Genomic DNA, 18,239 nt, shown 5'->3' with positions numbered 1-18,239 from the left:
GTGACACTTAATGGAAATGAGTTTATCCAATATTTTGATGCATATTGCCCGCAGTGGTTAGCTGAAGCTGACGATCCAGTGGGGCTTCATATTGGAACATTAAATAAAGAATTATCTACGATTATGGTGACGTTAGATGTTCGGCCAGAGGTCGTCGCAGAAGCAATCGAAAAGAATGTGGATTTAATCATAGCTAAGCATCCGCCTATTTTTCGTCCAGCCAAGCGTCTGAGTCTGGACCAGCCTCAAACAAAAATGTATGCAGACCTTTTGAAGCATGATATTGCTGTATTTGCGGCGCATACAAATTTAGATATCATAGAGAATGGTTTAAATGATTGGTTTTGTGAGAAATTATCAATTGAAAATACAACATATTTAACCAAAACCCATACGGTTCATTATAAAAAGCTTGCTGTTTTTGTTCCAGTCGATGCAACGTCGGAAATGAGGTTAGCTTTAGGGAAAGCGGGAGCAGGACTTCAGGGGAACTATCAAAATACGAGCTACTCCTTAATTGGTACCGGACGTTTTACACCAGTAGAAGGAGCACACCCTGCAATTGGCGAAGTGGGGGTGGAAGAAAGCGTTCAGGAAGCAAAAATAGAAGTAATTTTTCCTGAGACGATTGAAGCTGAAGTCGTGAAGGCTATGAGACAAGCTCATCCATATGAGGAACCAGCTTTTGATATTTTCAAAATTGATAATAGAACGAAGGATTTTGGCTTGGGGCGAATTGGTGAGCTAACAGAAGCTATCCCTTTAAAATCATTTATTGAAAGAGTTAAAGAAAGCTTTAATCTTGATGGATTACGGCTGATTGGCACTGATACAGATGAAGAACGGCTGATTCGCCGTATAGCGATTTGCGGCGGCAGTGGAGAGAAGTTTTATCCAGATGCATTGAAAAAAGGCGCAGATGTTTATATTACCGGCGATGTTTATTACCATACCGCTCACGACATGGAGGCAGAGGGCCTGACAGTTATCGATCCAGGCCATCATATTGAAGTGCTTTGTGTTTCAAAGTTGGTCAAACTATTCAATCAGTGGAAAAAAGACTATAATTGGGATGTGGCTGTCATAGAATCAACAGTAGATACAAACCCATTTAAATTAAGATAGGAGCAATGAACTATGTACGAAAATCTATTACCTCGTTTTTTACGTTATGTAAAAACAGAAACAAGATCTAATCCGGAAAGCACCACAACCCCATCAACTGAAACGCAAATTGCGTTTGCTCATACATTGAAAAAGGAATTAGAAGAACTGGGCATGACAGATGTGATTTACAATGACCAAAATGGCTTTGTAATCGCAACATTACCAGCTAATACCGATAAAGATGTTCGAACGATTGGTTTTATTGCACATATGGATACGGCTGATTTCAACGCGGTAAATGTAAATCCTCAGATTGTTGAAAACTATGATGGAGAATCTACAATTAAGCTGGATGAAGCAGGAAAATATACTTTAAATACAAAAGACTTTCCCAACTTGAAAAACTATACAGGTCAAACCCTTATTACAACTGATGGAACAACTCTGTTGGGTGCGGATGATAAGTCAGGAATTGCGGAAATCATGACTGCAATGGAGATTCTAATTAAAAATCCTTCAATTAAACACGGGACTATCAGAGTTGCTTTTGGTCCAGATGAGGAAATCGGCGTTGGTGCAGACAAATTTGATGTTGCCCAGTTTAACGTAGATTTTGCCTATACAATGGATGGCGGACCTGTAGGCGAGCTGCAGTTTGAAACGTTTAATGCTGCTCAGGCTGAGATTACTATTCATGGGAAAAACGTTCATCCTGGTACAGCTAAAGATACAATGATTAATGCGCTGCAGCTAGCTATTGATTTTCATAATGAACTGCCGGCTGACGAAGTTCCAGAAAAAACAGACGGTGCTGAGGGTTTCTATCATCTGTTGTTTTTGAATGGCGTACCGGAAGAAGCAAAAATGACGTATATCATTAGAGATCATGATCGAGACAAATTTGAAGCCCGTAAAAAGAAAATTACTGAAATTCAACGTAGACTGAACGCTTCCTTTGATCAGGAACGCGTAGAAGTTACTATGTTTGATCAATACTACAACATGAAGGAAGTCATTGAAAAAGACATGAGTATTATCGAACTGGCTAAGCAAGCGATGATTGAGCTGGAAATCAAACCGCTAATTGAGCCAATTCGAGGCGGTACGGATGGCTCAAAAATTTCTTATCTGGGTACACCAACACCGAATATTTTTGCCGGCGGAGAAAATATGCATGGCCGATTTGAATTTGTTTCTTTACAGGCAATGGAAAAAGCGACCGATGTTATTGTGAAAATCGCTGAGCTAAATGCAAAATAAGCTGAAGTAAAAACCATAAGTTGGGACTGGGGCGATATTCTCTATTAATGCTCCAGTCCAATTTTTTCTGAGGAGGGATAAACGATGAAGAACATCATGATTTTATTCAATAGTACTTCTGGACAGGATCAGGGGAAGGATATCGCTGAGCAGTTTAAGCGTTATGCTCAGAAAAAGCAGGCTGATTTAGTTTGTTCACTTCAGGAAATTGGCCCGGAAATTGATGATCAAAAGGTTGTCGCAGAAGCAGAGAAGCAACAGATTGATACCTTAGTAATCATTGGCGGCGATGGAACAATCAATAAAATGGTCGCTGCCTTTAGAGAACGGCTTTCTGATTTAACATTGGGGATTCTTCCCGGGGGAACGGTAAATAACATGGCACAGGCGCTAAATATTCCAACCGATTTTTCTGATGCTTTTGATATTATTTTAGCTGGTCATACCCGAAAAGTTGATTATGGTAAAATCGGTAGTAAGAGTATTGTCAGCACAATGACAATTGGAATTCTAGCAGATACCGCTGTTCAGATTACCCAAAAAGAGAAACAGAAATACGGCAAATTTATTTTTGTAAAAAACTTTTTCAGGCTATTAGCTAAGAAAAAACGGTATGATTTAGAAATAACGATTGATGAGAAGGAATGGCGGGGGAAAACGCAGCTTTTAGCTGTTGTTATGACAAATTCTGTTGGCGGTTACCGAAATTTTGATACAGCTGCAAAACCAGATGACGGATTGTTTCATTTAATCATTCTGCCGCAGATTAATACATTTAAGCTGATTGGCTATCTGCCAAAAATCATACTGGGAAAAATAAGTGAACTGCCTGAGATGGATTATCTGACAGGAAGTCATATTCAGATAAAAAATCACAAGCAGGGAGAAAAAATAGTAACCAGGGTCGACGGCGATCCATGTGATGATTTGCCTGTAGAGCTTGCGATGGTTAAACAGGGTCTAACTATCTTTGCTCCAAGCGAAGAATGAGTTGATTAGGGCTATATTCAACGTAAGTAAAGGCAGCTAAACTTTTTCTAATCACAACAAAGGTTTAAAATGGCAGGGAAGAGAAGAGGTGACAGACCGTAGTGTCAATTGAAGTTAAGCTGTTAGGAATTTATCTGGCAGGAATTAATCTTTATGTGTTGTTCATGATGTATTATGATAAACAACAAGCAAAAAAACGGGAATGGCGTGTATCGGAAAGCCGGATACTGGCTGCTGGTTTTTTAGGCGGCGGCCCGGCGGGACTGTTAAGTCAACAGCTTTTCCATCATAAAACTAGAAAGTTTAGATTTTACCTGATATTTGGTCTAGGAACAATTGGATGTATAGCAGCTATCTATTATAGTAGTAAGTATTTTTAAGGGGAGAAATCATGAAAAACAATACTGTGCTGAAAATCATTTTTAACATTCTCTTAATGTTGCTGATGATTGGCGTCGTTGTTTATGTGATAGACAATTCATTAGGCGATATTATTGCTCAGCTTTTGGAAACAAGTCTGCTTGTAGCCGTGCTGGTTGTTGGCCTGGGAGTTGTATATCAAATGGTAGAAGGACGGTCAATCCGCGAAATAGCAGTGAATTTTCAGCCCAAGTTTACCTCGAAGGATGGTTTTTTCGCTTCGTGTTATGTAGCATTTTATAGGATTATTTCGTTTGGGACAGGGACATTGGTCTCAGAAGTATTATTTTACCGGAAAAAAGGGTTAGCTGTTTCTCAAGGGATGGGCGTCACTGCTCTTCATATGATTATGTATAAGCTGGCTGTTGTATTCTGGGCAGTAATAGGACTTATTTTTCAATTTTCATATCTTTATACCCATTCACCAAAGATGATTCCTTTTATAGTCATCGGAATGATTATTACTTTTGTGATTATTTTTGTAATTATGGTTTTATCGGTTAGTATTAAGCTTCAAGTTGTTTTGACCGTTTGGGCGAGTAAGCATATTAAGCGGCAGAAGCTGAGAGACTGGGTGGATAAATGCAATCTTCAGATTTATTCATTAAGAGACACCATGCAGACGATTGTCAAGGACCGCTCAGCAGTTCTGCGCATATTTGTTTGGAATGCAGCAAAAGTTTTTATTTGGCTGGTGATTCCCTATGTAGCACTGGTAGAAGCACACCCGCTCATTGATTTTATCCAGACGTGGGCGTTTACAAGCTTTGCAATTGTGTTGTCTGGGGTAATCCCTACGCCTGCGGGAATAGGTTCCTTTGAATTTGTTTATCTACTATTGTTTAAACCGCTGGTTGGTACTGTAGATGCAGTTTCTTCACTACTGCTGTACCGCTTCAGCAGCTTCGTCCTACCGTTTTTACTGGGTATGGTATATGTCATTATGGAAAAGCGCAAGAAGATTAAAGAAGAAATCATAGCTGTCAGGGATGAATCAAGCTCTTCAGAGTAATTTTCTATAGAAAAAAAAGAAGTCTTTTTCTATTGATTTGTTTCGGATAAAAATTATGTGTTATACTTAGAGACATACTAGGGGAGTCATTGTGACTGAGATGTTCATTCGAACGGACCCTTTGAACCTGTGAGTTGATACTCGCGTAGGGAAGTAGTCTAAAGAATAGAATACGATATTTTAGACTCTTCAAAATGGTTCCGTACATTCTGAAGGGTTTTTCTGTTTTTTCGGCCTTCTTCTCAAAAAAGTATGGGGAGGAACAGCATGGGATTTACAACAGAACTAAGAACACAAGCAGACGTAATTTGGGGAAAAAGTAAGCAGCACAGGTTTTTGAAGGAGCTTCAAAGCGGGACGCTTGCTCCGGAAATTTTCCGTTTCTATTTGATTCAGGATAGATACTACCTAGAACAGTTTGCCCGTATCCATCAAGCTGCTGCTGATTTAACTGCAGATCCAGCGATTCAAGCATTATTTTTATCGGGGGTTAAAGGATTGGAGGAAGCAGAAATCGCTGTACGGGAGGATTTCTTTGGAGAACTGGAAATTACTGAAGAAGAAATTCGAACCACACAGATTGCACCCACAGCCTATCACTATACTGCTCATATGTATAGTGAATTATCCACTGGCAGTACCGCTCGGACAGCGGCAGCTTTATTGCCTTGTTACTGGCTGTATCAGGAGGTTGGGGAGGAGCTGGCTGGAAGTGGTTCCTCCAATCCTTTATACCAGCGCTGGATTGACACTTACAATAGCGAGGGGTACAAGGAGGCAGTTGATAATCAAAAAGAGCTAACAGAGCGGCTCGCACTTCAGGTCAATAAGCAAGAGCGCGAGGCAATGAAACAAGGCTTTTTAATCAGTAGTTATCAGGAATGGAAGTTTTGTGAAATGGCTTATACTCTTGAAAGATGGGAGGAAAGTCCATGTATCCATATTATTTAATTGAAGAAATTCGAGAAAAAAATCCGCTGATTCATAATATAACTAATATAGTGGTGGCTAACGATTCTGCCAATGGCCTACTGGCAGTTGGGGCCTCTCCTTTTATGTCGGCGAGCAGTGAAGAAATGATGGAAGTAGCAGAGATTGCAGATGCCACTGTTCTAAATACAGGAACTCTCTCAGTCAGCCAGTTAGCGGCAATGAAAATTGTTGGAAAACGAGCCAATCAATTGATGAAACCGGTAATAATTGATCCGGTCGGTGTTGGGGCTACTTCTTTTCGAAAAGAGCAAATCATGCTGCTTTTAGCTGAAGTACAGCCAACACTAATTCGCGGAAATGCTGGTGAGATTGCTGCTTTAGCTGGAATGGGCTGGCAAAGTAAGGGGGTAGATGCAGGCTCTGGCTCAGCAGATATAGTAGCTGCTGCAGAACAGACTGCAAAAAACTATGCGTCTCTGGTTGCTGTTAGCGGTGAAACAGATATTATCACCGATGGACAGATGACTTATATTGTTGAGAATGGAACGCCTTTTTTTACAACAATGACAGGAGCAGGGTGTCTATTGTCCTGCTTATGCGGTGCTTTCCTATCGGTGAGTAAAGAAGATCAGTTGGAGGCCGTATTGGCAGCTCATGCTGGTTATGCCATTGCTGGAGAGCGAACTTCTGATAAATTATCAGGCTTGGCAGTCGGCAGCTTTAGAACAGGACTGCTGGATGAGCTTTCAGCATTGAACGAAGAAACGATTAGTCGTTCAGCAAGAGTTAGGAGGAAAGCATAATGAACAAAACGATTCAGTCCTTAACTATTGCAGGCTTTGACAGCGGCGGCGGTGCAGGTTTACAAGCTGATTTGAAAACATTTCAGGAGCGTTTTGTCTTTGGGACCTCGGTTCTGACTGCATTGCCCATTCAAAATACCCAGGGTGTAAAATCTGTTTACGACATCCCGTTGACAGCTATAAAAGAACAGTTGGCAGTTATTCAGGAAGATTTTGTAATATCTGCAGTCAAGACGGGAATGCTTTTTACTGCAGACATTATCAAACTGACCGCAGAATTTTTAAAGACGGCTGACTTTGGTCCATTGGTGATTGATCCGGTGATGATTGCTAAAAGCGGTCATGCGCTTTTAAAAGAGACTGCTGTAAAAGCATTAATTGAAGAACTTCTGCCGCTTGCAGAGATTATTACGCCAAATATTCCGGAAGCAGAGACAATCAGCGGATTTCCAATTACCTCTAAGGCAGAAATGGTTCATGCTGGGAAAATCATTCAACAGCAGGGCGCCAAAAATGTCGTGGTAAAAGGTGGTCATCACATTGAGGGGAAAGAATCTTCGGATTTACTGCTTTTGGAAAATGGAGAAATTAAATGGCTGTCAGCTCCCCGGATTAATACAAAAAAGACCCATGGAACCGGCTGTACATTTTCAGCGTGTATCACGGCGGAGCTAGCGAAGAAGCAGTCTGTAAAGAAAGCAGTTATTACTGCAAAAGCATTTATTCAGGCAGCGATTGAAGATAGTATTGATGTAGGGAAAGGGAATGGTCCAACGAATCATTGGGCATACCGAAAGGTGGAAAAGCATGATGGCAGCTGGTAATTTCCTTGAAGTTTATCTAATTGCGGGAACTCAGGATGTTGTTTCCGGTTCATTGCCTACGTTATTAAAAAAAGCGCTGAAGGCTGGGATTACTTGCTTTCAATACCGTGAAAAAGGGAAGGGAAGCCTTGTTGAGTATGAACAAAGAAAAGAGATGGCGCTAATTTGTCGTAATCTCTGCCGGCAATACAACGTTCCTTTTCTGATTAATGATGATGTAGCTCTTGCTGTAGATGTCTTAGCAGATGGGGTTCATGTGGGACAAGAGGATAAAAATATCCAAGAGGTTCTGGCAATGTTTCCTAATAAAATCGTTGGTCTATCTTGTTATAATCAGCAGGAAATCGATGACGGAAATAAGCTAACGGATATTAGCTATTATGGTATTGGTCCTGTTTTTGGTACGATTTCAAAAGCAGATGCAAAGCCGCCAATCGGTGTGGAAAAACTAAGAATATTAGCTGAACGTTCGACAAAACCTGCCGTGGCAATTGGCGGGATTACTATAGAAAACGTTAAAGAAATACAGGCAGCAACGGTCGCTGGAGCAGCGGTTATTTCAGCAGTGACGCGATCTAACAATATTCAGAAAACCGTTGAAAAATTAAAAAAAGGAAGTGGAGACAAATGACACATCAAGGATCATGTTTATGTGGTAAGACAACATTCTCAATTAAAGAGGCAAGCTTAGAAGTATCTGCCTGTCACTGTGGGATGTGCAGACGCTGGACATCGGGACCGCTACTGTCGATTGAAGCTGGAAATTCAGAAAATATTACGTTTGACAATGAGGACAATATTGGGCGATATCAGTCTTCAGAATGGGCGGAGAGAGGTTTTTGTAAAAACTGTGGTTCGTCGCTCTTTTATCATGGACTGACAGATGACAGCTATTATATTCCTGTAGATTTGTTGAAGGATATAAACGGGGCTAAGCTGGTTTTGGAAATCATGTATGATAACAAACCAGATTATTACTGTTTTAGTAATGATACGAAAAAAATGACACAGGCAGATATTTATCAGCAGTTTGTTGAAGAAACAAGCGAATAGTTTTCAAGATGGGGCTGTGACATTAGTATGCCTCAGTCCCTTAAACCCGGATAAACGGTGTTTCAGAAGTAACTTCTTCGACAATAAGGCGGAAATTCGCAAAAATTTGTAGAACAATTTTCGGAATTTCCGCCTTATTGCTTGAAGCTGAACACTTCTGTCACAACCTCTTCAGTTCCAAAGATAAAATAAAGGTGTTTCTGAAACTCTCCATACTTCGAGGGTTGGAACAAAGGGAGAACTGGAGACAAGCCTGGAGAAACCTGATGAGATGTTAAAGTGCCTAGTGTTGGAGTTTTCGGAATAAGGTGAAAGATACTGATAATAGAAATTGAGATGGTCCCTTAGATTAGACTCGAAAATCTAATCTAGGGGTTTTTCAATGCATTACTATGAGAATGAGTTTAGAAGACATACAGTGAGTCTTCTAAACTCAAATCAAAAACACTTCTGTCATCTCCTCAAAGGAAATACCCTAAAAATGAGAAAAAAGAAAAAATAATGAGAAGAGTATCTAGCGAAAAACTATCGAATTTGAAAAGGTTTTTCACTTTTTTTTGTTTATTTTAAAGTGAAAAATTAAATTGTAAAGAGGAAGAAAATTTTTTTCATGATGAATGGGTAATAATTTTCACATTTTGCTCATAGAATGATTGCGATTCAGAGGAAAACGAGTATGATAAGACTATTGAAAAACAGTTTGTTAAAGGATTTACTGAATGAATTGTTTGCAATTATCAGAAATTTTAGTCTTTTTAACTTATTTGAGAAGAGGAAGTGTTTTTATGGAACAAAAGCAATTGAGGTGGTTCAGTGTTGGGCTGATTGCCTTCAATATGGTCTGGGGAATCGGCAATGTTGTGAACAATTATGCGCAGCAGGGCATTTCCGTAGTGACCTCATGGATTTTGATTTTAGTGTTGTACTTTATTCCTTATGCGCTGATTGTCGGGCAATTAGGCTCAACATTCAAAGACAGCAATGGCGGAGTTAGTTCCTGGGTGCAAAATACAAGCACCAAACGTCTAGCTTACTATGCCGCATGGACATATTGGGTTGTACATATTCCTTATCTTGCACAAAAGCCGCAGGCAATCTTGATTGCATTAGGTTGGGCGGTTCAAGGAAATGGGAATCTTGTAAATACGATGTCTATTTCAACAGTCTCCTTCCTTTCGCTGATTATTTTCCTAGTCTTTCTGATGTTGTCTACTAAGGGCTTGACTACATTAAAAGTAATCGGAGGAATTGCAGGAACAGCAACCTTTGTTATGTCAATGCTTTTCATTCTTTTTGCAGTTGGCGCACCAATGATAAACTCTTCTGTAGAGTTTGCTACGCCACACATGGAACAAGTCAGTACTTATATACCAAAGTTCGATTTTAGCTATTTTACGACTCTTTCAATGCTGGTCTTTGCCGTTGGAGGAGCAGAAAAAATTTCTCCGTATGTAAATGCCACTAAGAACCCTGCCAAAGAATTTCCCAAGGGAATGATTTTCCTGGCTGCCATGGTAGGAGCTTCTGCTGTATTGGGTTCATTTGCGATGGGTATGCTGTTTGCCAGTAATAATATTCCAGAAGATTTAATGGCAAATGGTGCATATAGTGCCTTCCAGATTTTAGGAGAGTACTATGGCGTGGGAAATCTGCTAATGATTATTTATGCCTTGACTAATGGTGCTGGACAAATCGCCGCATTAGCCTTTTCTATTGATGCACCGCTGAAAATTCTTTTAGCAGATGCGGATCCTGACTATGTACCTGCAGCATTACGCAAGCGTACTAAAAAAGGAACATTGGTTAACGGCTACTTATTAACAGGTGTACTTGTTAGTATCATTATTGCACTGCCTATGTTTGGCTTGAAGAACATGAATGAGTTGGTTAAATGGCTGACTAATCTAAATTCTGTGGTAATGCCAATGCGTTATTTATGGGTATTTTTTGCCTATATGATGCTGAACAAAGCCTACAAGAACTATACTTCCGAATATAAATTCATGAAAAATCCAAAGCTTGGTTTCATTTTTGGACTATGGTGTTTCCTATTCACAGCGTTTGCCTGTATTTTAGGAATGGTACCAAAAGTTGATTTCAATGTCGATCCTCAAGGGTGGACCTTCCAGCTGCTGTCTAATATTCTGACACCAATTATCCTATTATTGTTAGGCATGATATTGCCGGCTCTTGCTCGTCGAGGAAAGAATAAAGAGTTGAACTAACTGGATGGTACATGGATGATAGTTCATGGTATCGTTAGAATTCATCACTGTATTACAAACGGATTAGTTCGATTCAAATGAAAATAAGCAGTTGTAAAGTAAATGTGTTAAAGAAGAATTAGATTATAAATGAGAAGAGGTTGTGACAGAAGTGTTCAGCTTCAAGCACTAAGGCGGAAATTCCGAAAATTGTTCTACAATTTTATGCGAATTTCCGCCTTATTGTCGAAGAAGTTACTTCTGAAACACCGTTTATCCGGATTTAAGGGACTGAGGCATACCAATGTCACAGCCCCTTTTTACGTTATTGCAAATCAATTCTTTACAAAAAAAGTGTATCTCCTATCGAAGAAAAAGGTACATCGATTGAACGGCACAAGAATCAGCACCAAGGGAGAGTATTGTCAGGACGAGAGATTTTTGTGATAATAAATGAGATGAATAACTGGGAAAGTGAGGGGAAACGATGAGTTGTTGGGAACGATTAGGAATCGAACCGATTTCGAATAAAAAGGAGATTAAACAAGCATACGCTGCTAAGTTAAAACAAATAAATATTGATCAGCAGCCAGCTGCTTTTCAGCAATTGAAAGAGGCCTTTGACCAAGCGCTAATTTTAGCCGATACAGTTGACCTTGCGTGTACAGGGGCTGAAAAAAAGGAGCCAGTCACTTCTATACCTGAGGACAATAAGGTTGATGAAGGTGGAAGTATCCTTGAAGGAGTAAAATTTTCAGATGAGTTAAGTCAAATTGATGCTGCACAAGTTTTTGCGGAGAAATTATCCCATCTGTATAGTGAAAAGGCTTTTTTTAATGATATCGAAAAATGGATGACTTTATTCACTGATGAGCTGACATGGTCGATTACTGAATATGAGCATATCCAAAGAATAATGCAGCGTTTTTTATCCGAAAACTACCCGCTGCTGTCAAAACAAATTCTTTCTTTTTTTGGAAAAGTTTTTGATTTTAACAGGCAGGCGGAAGATGTCAAAACAAGGAACTATTTTAGCTATACATGGGAAGAAATCCAAAGAGCGCCAGACTATTCTTTTGAGATTTACAAACAAATCGAGCTGGAGGAACGTATCCCTTATTTTTTTGCCAGATATGAGCTGTTTCAGATGCTTGCTCAGGGAATACCTGAAAGAAATACCTGGAAGAAGAAGCTGACGGAGTGTCAGGGGATAATTGCTGAAGATTTAGATATTATTCATTTACAGATTGCGTACACTTTAGTGAGAGATAAAAAAATACAACAGGAACAGTCAAATAGAAAATTAACGCCATTGTTTAATCTAATCCAAAACTTAACTAGTGATAGAACAGCAGCTTTTTTAAGCGATTATGTTCAGTGGCAAACAGAGCATGACTCAAAAGCATTAAGGATATTGTCTTATAACAGGGAAGATGTTACCTTGCCTTATTCAGTCTTTTTACTGTTAACTGCTCAAGTATATGCTGATATCAAAAATTTTCATGAAGTTCGGTTACGCTGGAAGAAGCTTGAACAATTGGCACCCAGCATGATTCGTCAAATACCTGAAAGCTCTAAACCTGTAGTTAATATTCCTCAGGAACGAAGATCAAAGAAATCTATCTGGATTATTTTGCTTATTTTAATTGGATTATCTGGTTTGGCTAGAGTTGCCACTAGTCAGCCGCCACAAAGAAAAAAACTTACTTTGTTAGAAACAACCAGCCAAAGAGCAGATATGGATAGTAATCTTTTTAAGAAAAACTATCAAAGTAGTATAGGAAATGAGTTTACTTTTTTATTTTATATAATTAAAGGAAATGAAGAAGAAAGGGAGCAATTTGTTGAAAGGTATGTTGCTAAAGAGCAAAAAGATAGGGTGTTATATACTAGTCTTGAATTATTAGGAAAAATTCCCTTTGATTCTTATCCAATCTACACATCAGTAGATACGATTGAGGGATACGGACATATTTGTGCCCTTAGAACATCTTTAAAGGAGGAACCATTTGCCTTTTTACAGATGAACAATCAAGGGGAAATCATTGAAATTTATGGGAAAGGCTGGACAGAATTAAGTGATGAAGCGTCCAAACATATCTGGCAGGATATTCAAGTAACGCCTGAAACTTCTCATAAGTTTTTCTGGCATTTTTATCTTCAGTCAACAGATAGAGAAAAAAATTTATTGCTTTATTCAGAGTATACCACCAATGAAGTTCATCAATTGTTGAAAGAAAATTTGAGTTTTTTGGCGAATGAGGATTTTGAAGACTGGACAGTAAAACAAGCCAAGAACGCTAATGGAAAAATTTATACATTGTATATGGATGTAGATGGATTAGAAAAGGCGATTATTTCTTATGACCTTTACGGGCGAATTGATCGAGTCTATGGGGAAGGAATGCACCAGCTTGGGGAATCCGAACGACAGAAGCTTTATGAGAGTCTTGAGACCGATGAACTTGGGGATTAGCTTGTCCTAATAAATGAACAAAACAGAAAGATTTTGCTGAAATGGCTATAAAATGGTAAAATCAAGGATGTTCGCTCATAAATAATTGGATTTAGCGAAAAAATTGAGAGCAATTTTCATTTTAAAACGGTATAATTAAAAGGAAAGTGTATTTTCTTTTTTTAGATGATATATAAATCACGTAAATGGTTCAATCGGATTTATATACAAGGTAAAATAGTTGAGGAAGTGAGAACGATTAGCAAGCGGAACAGAAAGTCAGAACAAGAAAAAAAATCTGTATTTCTTTGTAAAAATGTTGACCCTGAATTTTTAGGCAGAGAAGTCTATGCGGACAATGTCGAAACCCCGTATAATTTCTATTTAATCCGTGAATTGAATCTTGCAAAAGATTATCAAAACCTTGCTGAAGGAGAAGCATATTTTGATGCAATCTGCGACAGCTGGGATGGGGCAGAAGGATTCAACAAACTAGTAGTAAAGAAAATCTACATGTATGTAGAGACTGAGATGATGTACTATACTTTGTTAATGGGGAGCTTTGAACCGTTAACAAGAGATGCAAGAGCAGAGTTGAAAGACTGGCTGACAGAGGTAGTCGTTGAAAAATCGGAAGCACCACTTGTTCATAAAGGATACGAGATGGCGGATTCTGCTGAACTGACTAGTGTGATGAAACAAATGATGGAAGCATCAAATGAAATGTTCCGTCTTAGAAAAATGATTAGCGACTTGACTGATACTATTGGACAAGCAAGACTGGAAGCAAAATCGCAGCCTGTAATCTCTAGAAGTGTGCACACAATTCATTTGAAACGGGCACAGCCGATTGTTGACAATGAGCCTGTTGTACAGAAAAAGCCGGAGAGTAAGATTGAGCTGAAAGCGGAGGAAGCACCAATAGTAGAAGGTGAATATTCTGAGGAAAAAGATACAGCAATCAAAATCCAAAAAGTAACTGTTGAACCTACTGAACAGGAGGAAGCCGCAGAAGCTGTAAAAAAGTCCAAGGCAGAACCGACAAAGGAAGTGCAGTTAGAAAATACCCAGTCAGCCGAAGAGGCTACAACTTACCCAGAAAATGAACCTGAAAATGATATTTCTGCAAAGACCTTAGAAGGTTCTGCTGAGAAGCTAAGCCGTAAGAACAGAGAAAATCAGACGCCTGTTGACCAGACGGTTTCAGTCGAAGCAACAGTAAGCCCTGTAGAAACAGTTTTGGAGGCAGCGGAGCCTAAGCTTTCTCCTGAAGCAGCTAAAAAACAACTGCTGGAAAAAGTTGTATTGAAAAAAAATAAAACGAGAAAGCGGACACCAGGTAACTGGCCTCGTTTTTCTCGGTTATTAAAGGAAAATCCGGTGGTTCAGGCACCTAAAAAGATTCCGAGTTTTTCAAAGAGCGAGATGGAGAGTTTGGAAGATGATATCTACTTGCGCTTTATGAGCAAACGGATGAATATTGGCAAGAAACGGACCAAAGAGAAAAATGTTAAAGTCGATCAGGTTGATCTTCAAAGACAGATTGATCAAGCCGAATATCTCAATTATTCATGGGGACAGGTATTGAAGCAGCGGAAAGAAGATGTATTAATCTGTAATCGGTTGAGCAGTGCCAATCTGGTTGAGAATTTGGATGGATTTTTGAAGGAAATGAAGCGAATTGCCAATAAGCGGTCATTTTTCAGTAGAAAGGTTCGTTGTTCTGCGGATCGATTAAGACGCTTGGAAGGGTATGTATTGATGGATCAATATATGCAGAAGCTTAGTGAAATACCAAAGGACGTATATAAATAACCTAGAAGAGGTCGAGATAAAAGTGTTTATTTCCGAGAACTTCAACTCTTAGCGCTTTTAGCACTTAGAGGTTGATGCTATCGGAACGAAGTGTAGTGAGCTTGCTGTCTCTACGAGTCTAGCGATTCTCGAGACAAAGCATTAGGTTCCTACAAGCTTGTCTACGGTTCTCACTCTGTTGCGATCCTCGAAGCATACAAAGACTGGAACGCCGTTTATTCGGATTTTAGAGAAAGAAGAGTTCAGACATTTACTTATGTCTCAAACTCTTCTTTTCTGTTATTAAAAATAAAAGATGTACAAATCAGCAGGGTATGAAAAGCTAAGCTCTCTAATTTTGAAAGTGATTTTATTTCGGAAGCTGTTTAGAATGGCTGGGTTAAGGTCATCATCAGCTGTTGTTTTTCTTCGGTTATTATATAAGTAAAATCAGTGCTTTTCGATTATTGCTTAAAAATGAAATAATTCCTGTAAATGATAGTGAAAAAATGAAGTTTTATAGTATAATTTTCAAGACGGCAGAAAGGTGGGAAACTATGGGTAAAAATCCAATGTATGCAGTTGTTGATATTGAAACAACTGGTACCGATCCGACAGTTGACCGAATTATTCAGTTTGGCTGTGTGCTGATAGATGACGGAAAGATTGTTTCTCGTTTTTCTACGGATGTCAATCCAGGACACCGTATTTCGCAGCAAATCCAGCATTTGACTGGTATAACCAATAAACAGGTGCGGTCAGCACCTTATTTTGAAGATATAGCCTTAACCATTCACCATTTACTTGCGGATACAGTTTTTGTGGCACACAATATTTATTTTGACTATTCATTTTTAAATAGAGAGCTGCAGCGCTGCGGGGCGCCAAAGCTGACAATTCCAGGAGTAGATACAGTAGAATTGTCCCAAATCTTTTTTCCTACTGAAAAAAGCTTCCGCTTAAGTGATTTGTCTGAGCAGTTTGGGTTAGTTCATGAAAATCCCCATCAAGCAGATAGTGATGCACAGGTTACAGCAGAGCTTTTTCTACTGATAGAGAAAAAAATAAAAGAACTGCCTTTATTGACCCTGCAAAGTATACTGGATTTAAGTCAGCAGCTTGGCATGGAGACCGGAAGCTATATCCAACGCCTTTACGATGAACAGAAAGAAGCCCCTAAACAGTTGAGAGAAGAATGGCAAGCTGTAGCCGGACTAGTGTTAAAAAGAAAAAAAGCAGTTTACTTTGAATCACCGGTTTACGAAACAGATAGCTATCCAGCAGCTAAGAAGCAAAAGGAAAAGCTGTTTGGAAATCAATTAGTCTATCGTAAAGAGCAAAGCAGAATGATGAATGATGTGTACAAGCATTTTACAGCTGGAGCGGAAAAAAATCTGTTTATAGAAGCTGCTACAGGTGTAGGGAAAACCTTTGGCTACTTATTTCCAGTCAGCTACTTTGCAACGCCGGAAAATCCTGTAATTATCAGTACAGTATCCATTATGCTGCAAAATCAGCTGCTGGAAAAAGACATCGATTTTACAAATCGTTTTTGTGAGAGAAAGCTTCAAGCGACTGTACTGAAAAGTCATCGGCATTATATTGATTTGCAGAGATTTCGGGAAACACTGAAAAATCCGATTGAGCAAAAGCAATACGCTATTTATCAAATGCGTGTATTGGTCTGGCTGCTGGAAACGGAAACCGGTGATTTAGACGAACTGCAGCTAATCAACTTTAATCATATTTTTTGGCGGGATGTAATCCACCGAGGAATAGAATTACTAAAGAAGGATGAGCAGCTGTACAAAGAAGACTTTGTTCGGTTTCTTTATGAGAAGGCGAAGCACAGCAATGTACTAATCGTAAATCATGCCTTTCTGATGCAGGAGTCTTTTCGAGCAAAACCGCTGCTGCCCAAAAGCGCTTGTTTGATTATCGATGAAGCCCATCACCTGCCTGATATTATTAAGCGGGTAGCCCTTCAAAAAATTTCGTTTTATCCATTTAAAAAACATATTATTCAGGCTGGAGAAGAAGGGCAGCTGTTTGAGCAAACGGCTTTAACCTTGGAAAAGCTGCCGGATGAGAAAAGGTACCTGCACATCTATCAACAGACACTAAAGAATTTAGTAGAGGATTTTCAAGATTTCTTTTTTGAAATGGCACAGCTTCTTCAGATAGAAAAGAAAAATAGCTATCAGGAAATTGCTGTTCAAAAGCAGCTGTTTGATCAGCTTTCTCTAGAAGGAGAAAAACTAATCCGCAAAATTGAAATTTGTTTAAAGGATTTAACAGCTATTCAGAAAAAGATTCAAACAGCAATTGAAGGACAATTGGAGCGCTTCGCCGTTTCTGAACGAATGATTTTATCCAGTTTGTTTCAGCTATTTTCAGAAGTAACAGAAATAACAGATTGCTTTGGTATCTTTGTAAATGACTGGTCACCCCATTGGTTGAAGGAGTATCGATTGGATAAGAACGGCTCAATTACGATGGCAGTGAATGATTTAAGCGCAGGAATTTCGAAAAAAGCCGGCTGGTATCCAAATTATGAGCATATTTTATATACTGGCGGTACGCTGGTTTTTGGTCGGAACCGCAGTTATATTCCAGAAAAGCTTGGTTTAGAAGACTATACAGTCAAGGTTCTGCCAAATCCTTATGATTATGAGCATTCTGCCCGCTTGTTCGTCCCGAAAGCGCCTCTTGATATTCAACAGACATCCAGTGAGGATTTGGCTGAATACATTAGCAGCACAGTAAAAAAACTAGCAGCCCAGGAAGATAGACCAATGTTAGTCTTGTTTACTTCTCATGAGGTTTTAAGGCATACATACTCCCGTCTGCATATGCCGTTGCTAAACGAAGGTCGTGAAGTGCTGGCGCAGGGCATTAGCGGAACTAGAGAAAAGCTGCTGAAGCGTTTCTATCATAGTAAAAACAGTATTTTATTGGGAGCTGACAGCTTTTGGGAAGGCGTCGACCTTCCAGGGGATTCTCTGCAGCTTTTGATTGTGACCAGACTGCCATTTGATAATCCCAAACGTGCATTTGTTAAAGCAGAGTATAATTATCTTGAGTCGCAGGGCGTCAATCCATTTACAGAAGAAGCACTTCCCAAAGCGTCCATGCGCCTTAGACAGGCGCTGGGCCGGCTTATCCGTTCAGAAAAAGATACCGGTATTTTACTGGTTCTTGATCGGCGCTTGGTCAATACAAAGTACGGTAAACGGATTTTAAAAGCGTTGCCCAAACAGCTTCCGGTAGAAAATGTTTCTATGGAAGAGACGTTGGCAGGGATTCATTTATTTTTTAAAGAAAAGGAATAAATTTATTGTCATCCCTCAAAATGATTTCAATTTCTGCTATAATGAAAAACAG

Annotated in this window: 14 protein-coding genes and 1 riboswitch; all 14 genes read left to right on the top strand. The window is 39.3% G+C overall.

Annotation, left to right across the window (positions count from 1 at the left end):
• Positions 1-1,125, top strand: coding sequence for a Nif3-like dinuclear metal center hexameric protein (locus tag ACPWSO_RS00310; RefSeq protein WP_426080763.1), 1,125 nt, complete (start codon positions 1-3; stop codon positions 1,123-1,125).
• Positions 1,126-1,137: 12 nt separating this feature from the next.
• Entirely contained in the window at positions 1,138-2,367 is a 1,230-nt protein-coding gene (gene pepT / locus ACPWSO_RS00305) for a peptidase T (RefSeq protein WP_426080762.1), read from the top strand.
• A gap of 84 nt (positions 2,368-2,451) precedes the next feature.
• Complete coding sequence (locus ACPWSO_RS00300) at positions 2,452-3,357, top strand: diacylglycerol/lipid kinase family protein (RefSeq protein ID WP_426080761.1); 906 nt, start codon at positions 2,452-2,454, stop codon at positions 3,355-3,357.
• A gap of 101 nt (positions 3,358-3,458) precedes the next feature.
• Complete coding sequence (locus ACPWSO_RS00295) at positions 3,459-3,737, top strand: DUF1294 domain-containing protein (RefSeq protein WP_426080760.1); 279 nt, start codon at positions 3,459-3,461, stop codon at positions 3,735-3,737.
• Positions 3,738-3,748: 11 nt separating this feature from the next.
• Positions 3,749-4,789, top strand: coding sequence for a lysylphosphatidylglycerol synthase transmembrane domain-containing protein (locus ACPWSO_RS00290; RefSeq protein ID WP_426080759.1), 1,041 nt, complete (start codon positions 3,749-3,751; stop codon positions 4,787-4,789).
• 69 nt (positions 4,790-4,858) lie between these two features.
• Positions 4,859-4,958, top strand: a riboswitch (TPP riboswitch).
• 98 nt (positions 4,959-5,056) lie between these two features.
• Positions 5,057-5,740, top strand: coding sequence for a thiaminase II (tenA, locus tag ACPWSO_RS00285; protein WP_426080758.1), 684 nt, complete (start codon positions 5,057-5,059; stop codon positions 5,738-5,740).
• The gene (thiM, locus tag ACPWSO_RS00280) at positions 5,722-6,525 is read left to right on the top strand and encodes a hydroxyethylthiazole kinase (protein ID WP_426080757.1); all 804 of its coding nucleotides are present in this window, start codon (positions 5,722-5,724) and stop codon (positions 6,523-6,525) included. The genes tenA and thiM overlap by 19 nt, the downstream gene beginning before the upstream one ends.
• A complete protein-coding gene (thiD, locus tag ACPWSO_RS00275) occupies positions 6,525-7,349 on the top strand; it encodes a bifunctional hydroxymethylpyrimidine kinase/phosphomethylpyrimidine kinase (protein WP_426080756.1) in 825 nt (274 codons plus the stop codon). The genes thiM and thiD overlap by 1 nt, the downstream gene beginning before the upstream one ends.
• Positions 7,333-7,980: a thiamine phosphate synthase gene (gene thiE / locus ACPWSO_RS00270; RefSeq protein WP_426080755.1), complete on the top strand. Its 648-nt coding sequence runs from the start codon at positions 7,333-7,335 to the stop codon at positions 7,978-7,980. The genes thiD and thiE overlap by 17 nt, the downstream gene beginning before the upstream one ends.
• Positions 7,977-8,402, top strand: a complete 426-nt coding sequence (locus ACPWSO_RS00265; RefSeq protein WP_426080754.1) for a GFA family protein — start codon at positions 7,977-7,979, stop codon at positions 8,400-8,402. The genes thiE and ACPWSO_RS00265 overlap by 4 nt, the downstream gene beginning before the upstream one ends.
• Before the next feature lie 785 nt (positions 8,403-9,187).
• The gene (locus ACPWSO_RS00260; protein ID WP_426080753.1) at positions 9,188-10,627 is read left to right on the top strand and encodes an APC family permease; all 1,440 of its coding nucleotides are present in this window, start codon (positions 9,188-9,190) and stop codon (positions 10,625-10,627) included.
• A gap of 466 nt (positions 10,628-11,093) precedes the next feature.
• Positions 11,094-13,082 (top strand): hypothetical protein, encoded by a 1,989-nt coding sequence (locus tag ACPWSO_RS00255; protein ID WP_426080752.1) that lies wholly within the window; start codon positions 11,094-11,096, stop codon positions 13,080-13,082.
• A gap of 165 nt (positions 13,083-13,247) precedes the next feature.
• The gene (locus tag ACPWSO_RS00250) at positions 13,248-14,876 is read left to right on the top strand and encodes a hypothetical protein (protein ID WP_426080751.1); all 1,629 of its coding nucleotides are present in this window, start codon (positions 13,248-13,250) and stop codon (positions 14,874-14,876) included.
• A gap of 536 nt (positions 14,877-15,412) precedes the next feature.
• Positions 15,413-18,187 (top strand): helicase C-terminal domain-containing protein, encoded by a 2,775-nt coding sequence (locus ACPWSO_RS00245; RefSeq protein ID WP_426080749.1) that lies wholly within the window; start codon positions 15,413-15,415, stop codon positions 18,185-18,187.
• Positions 18,188-18,239 lie beyond the last annotated feature (52 nt).

Origin of the sequence: Enterococcus sp. LJL51, assembly GCF_049894025.1 — a bacterium.
Taxonomy (GTDB): domain Bacteria; phylum Bacillota; class Bacilli; order Lactobacillales; family Enterococcaceae; genus Enterococcus_L.
The sequence above is the reverse complement of the archived record's forward strand: the minus strand, read 5'-3'. Positions and strand labels throughout refer to the sequence as shown.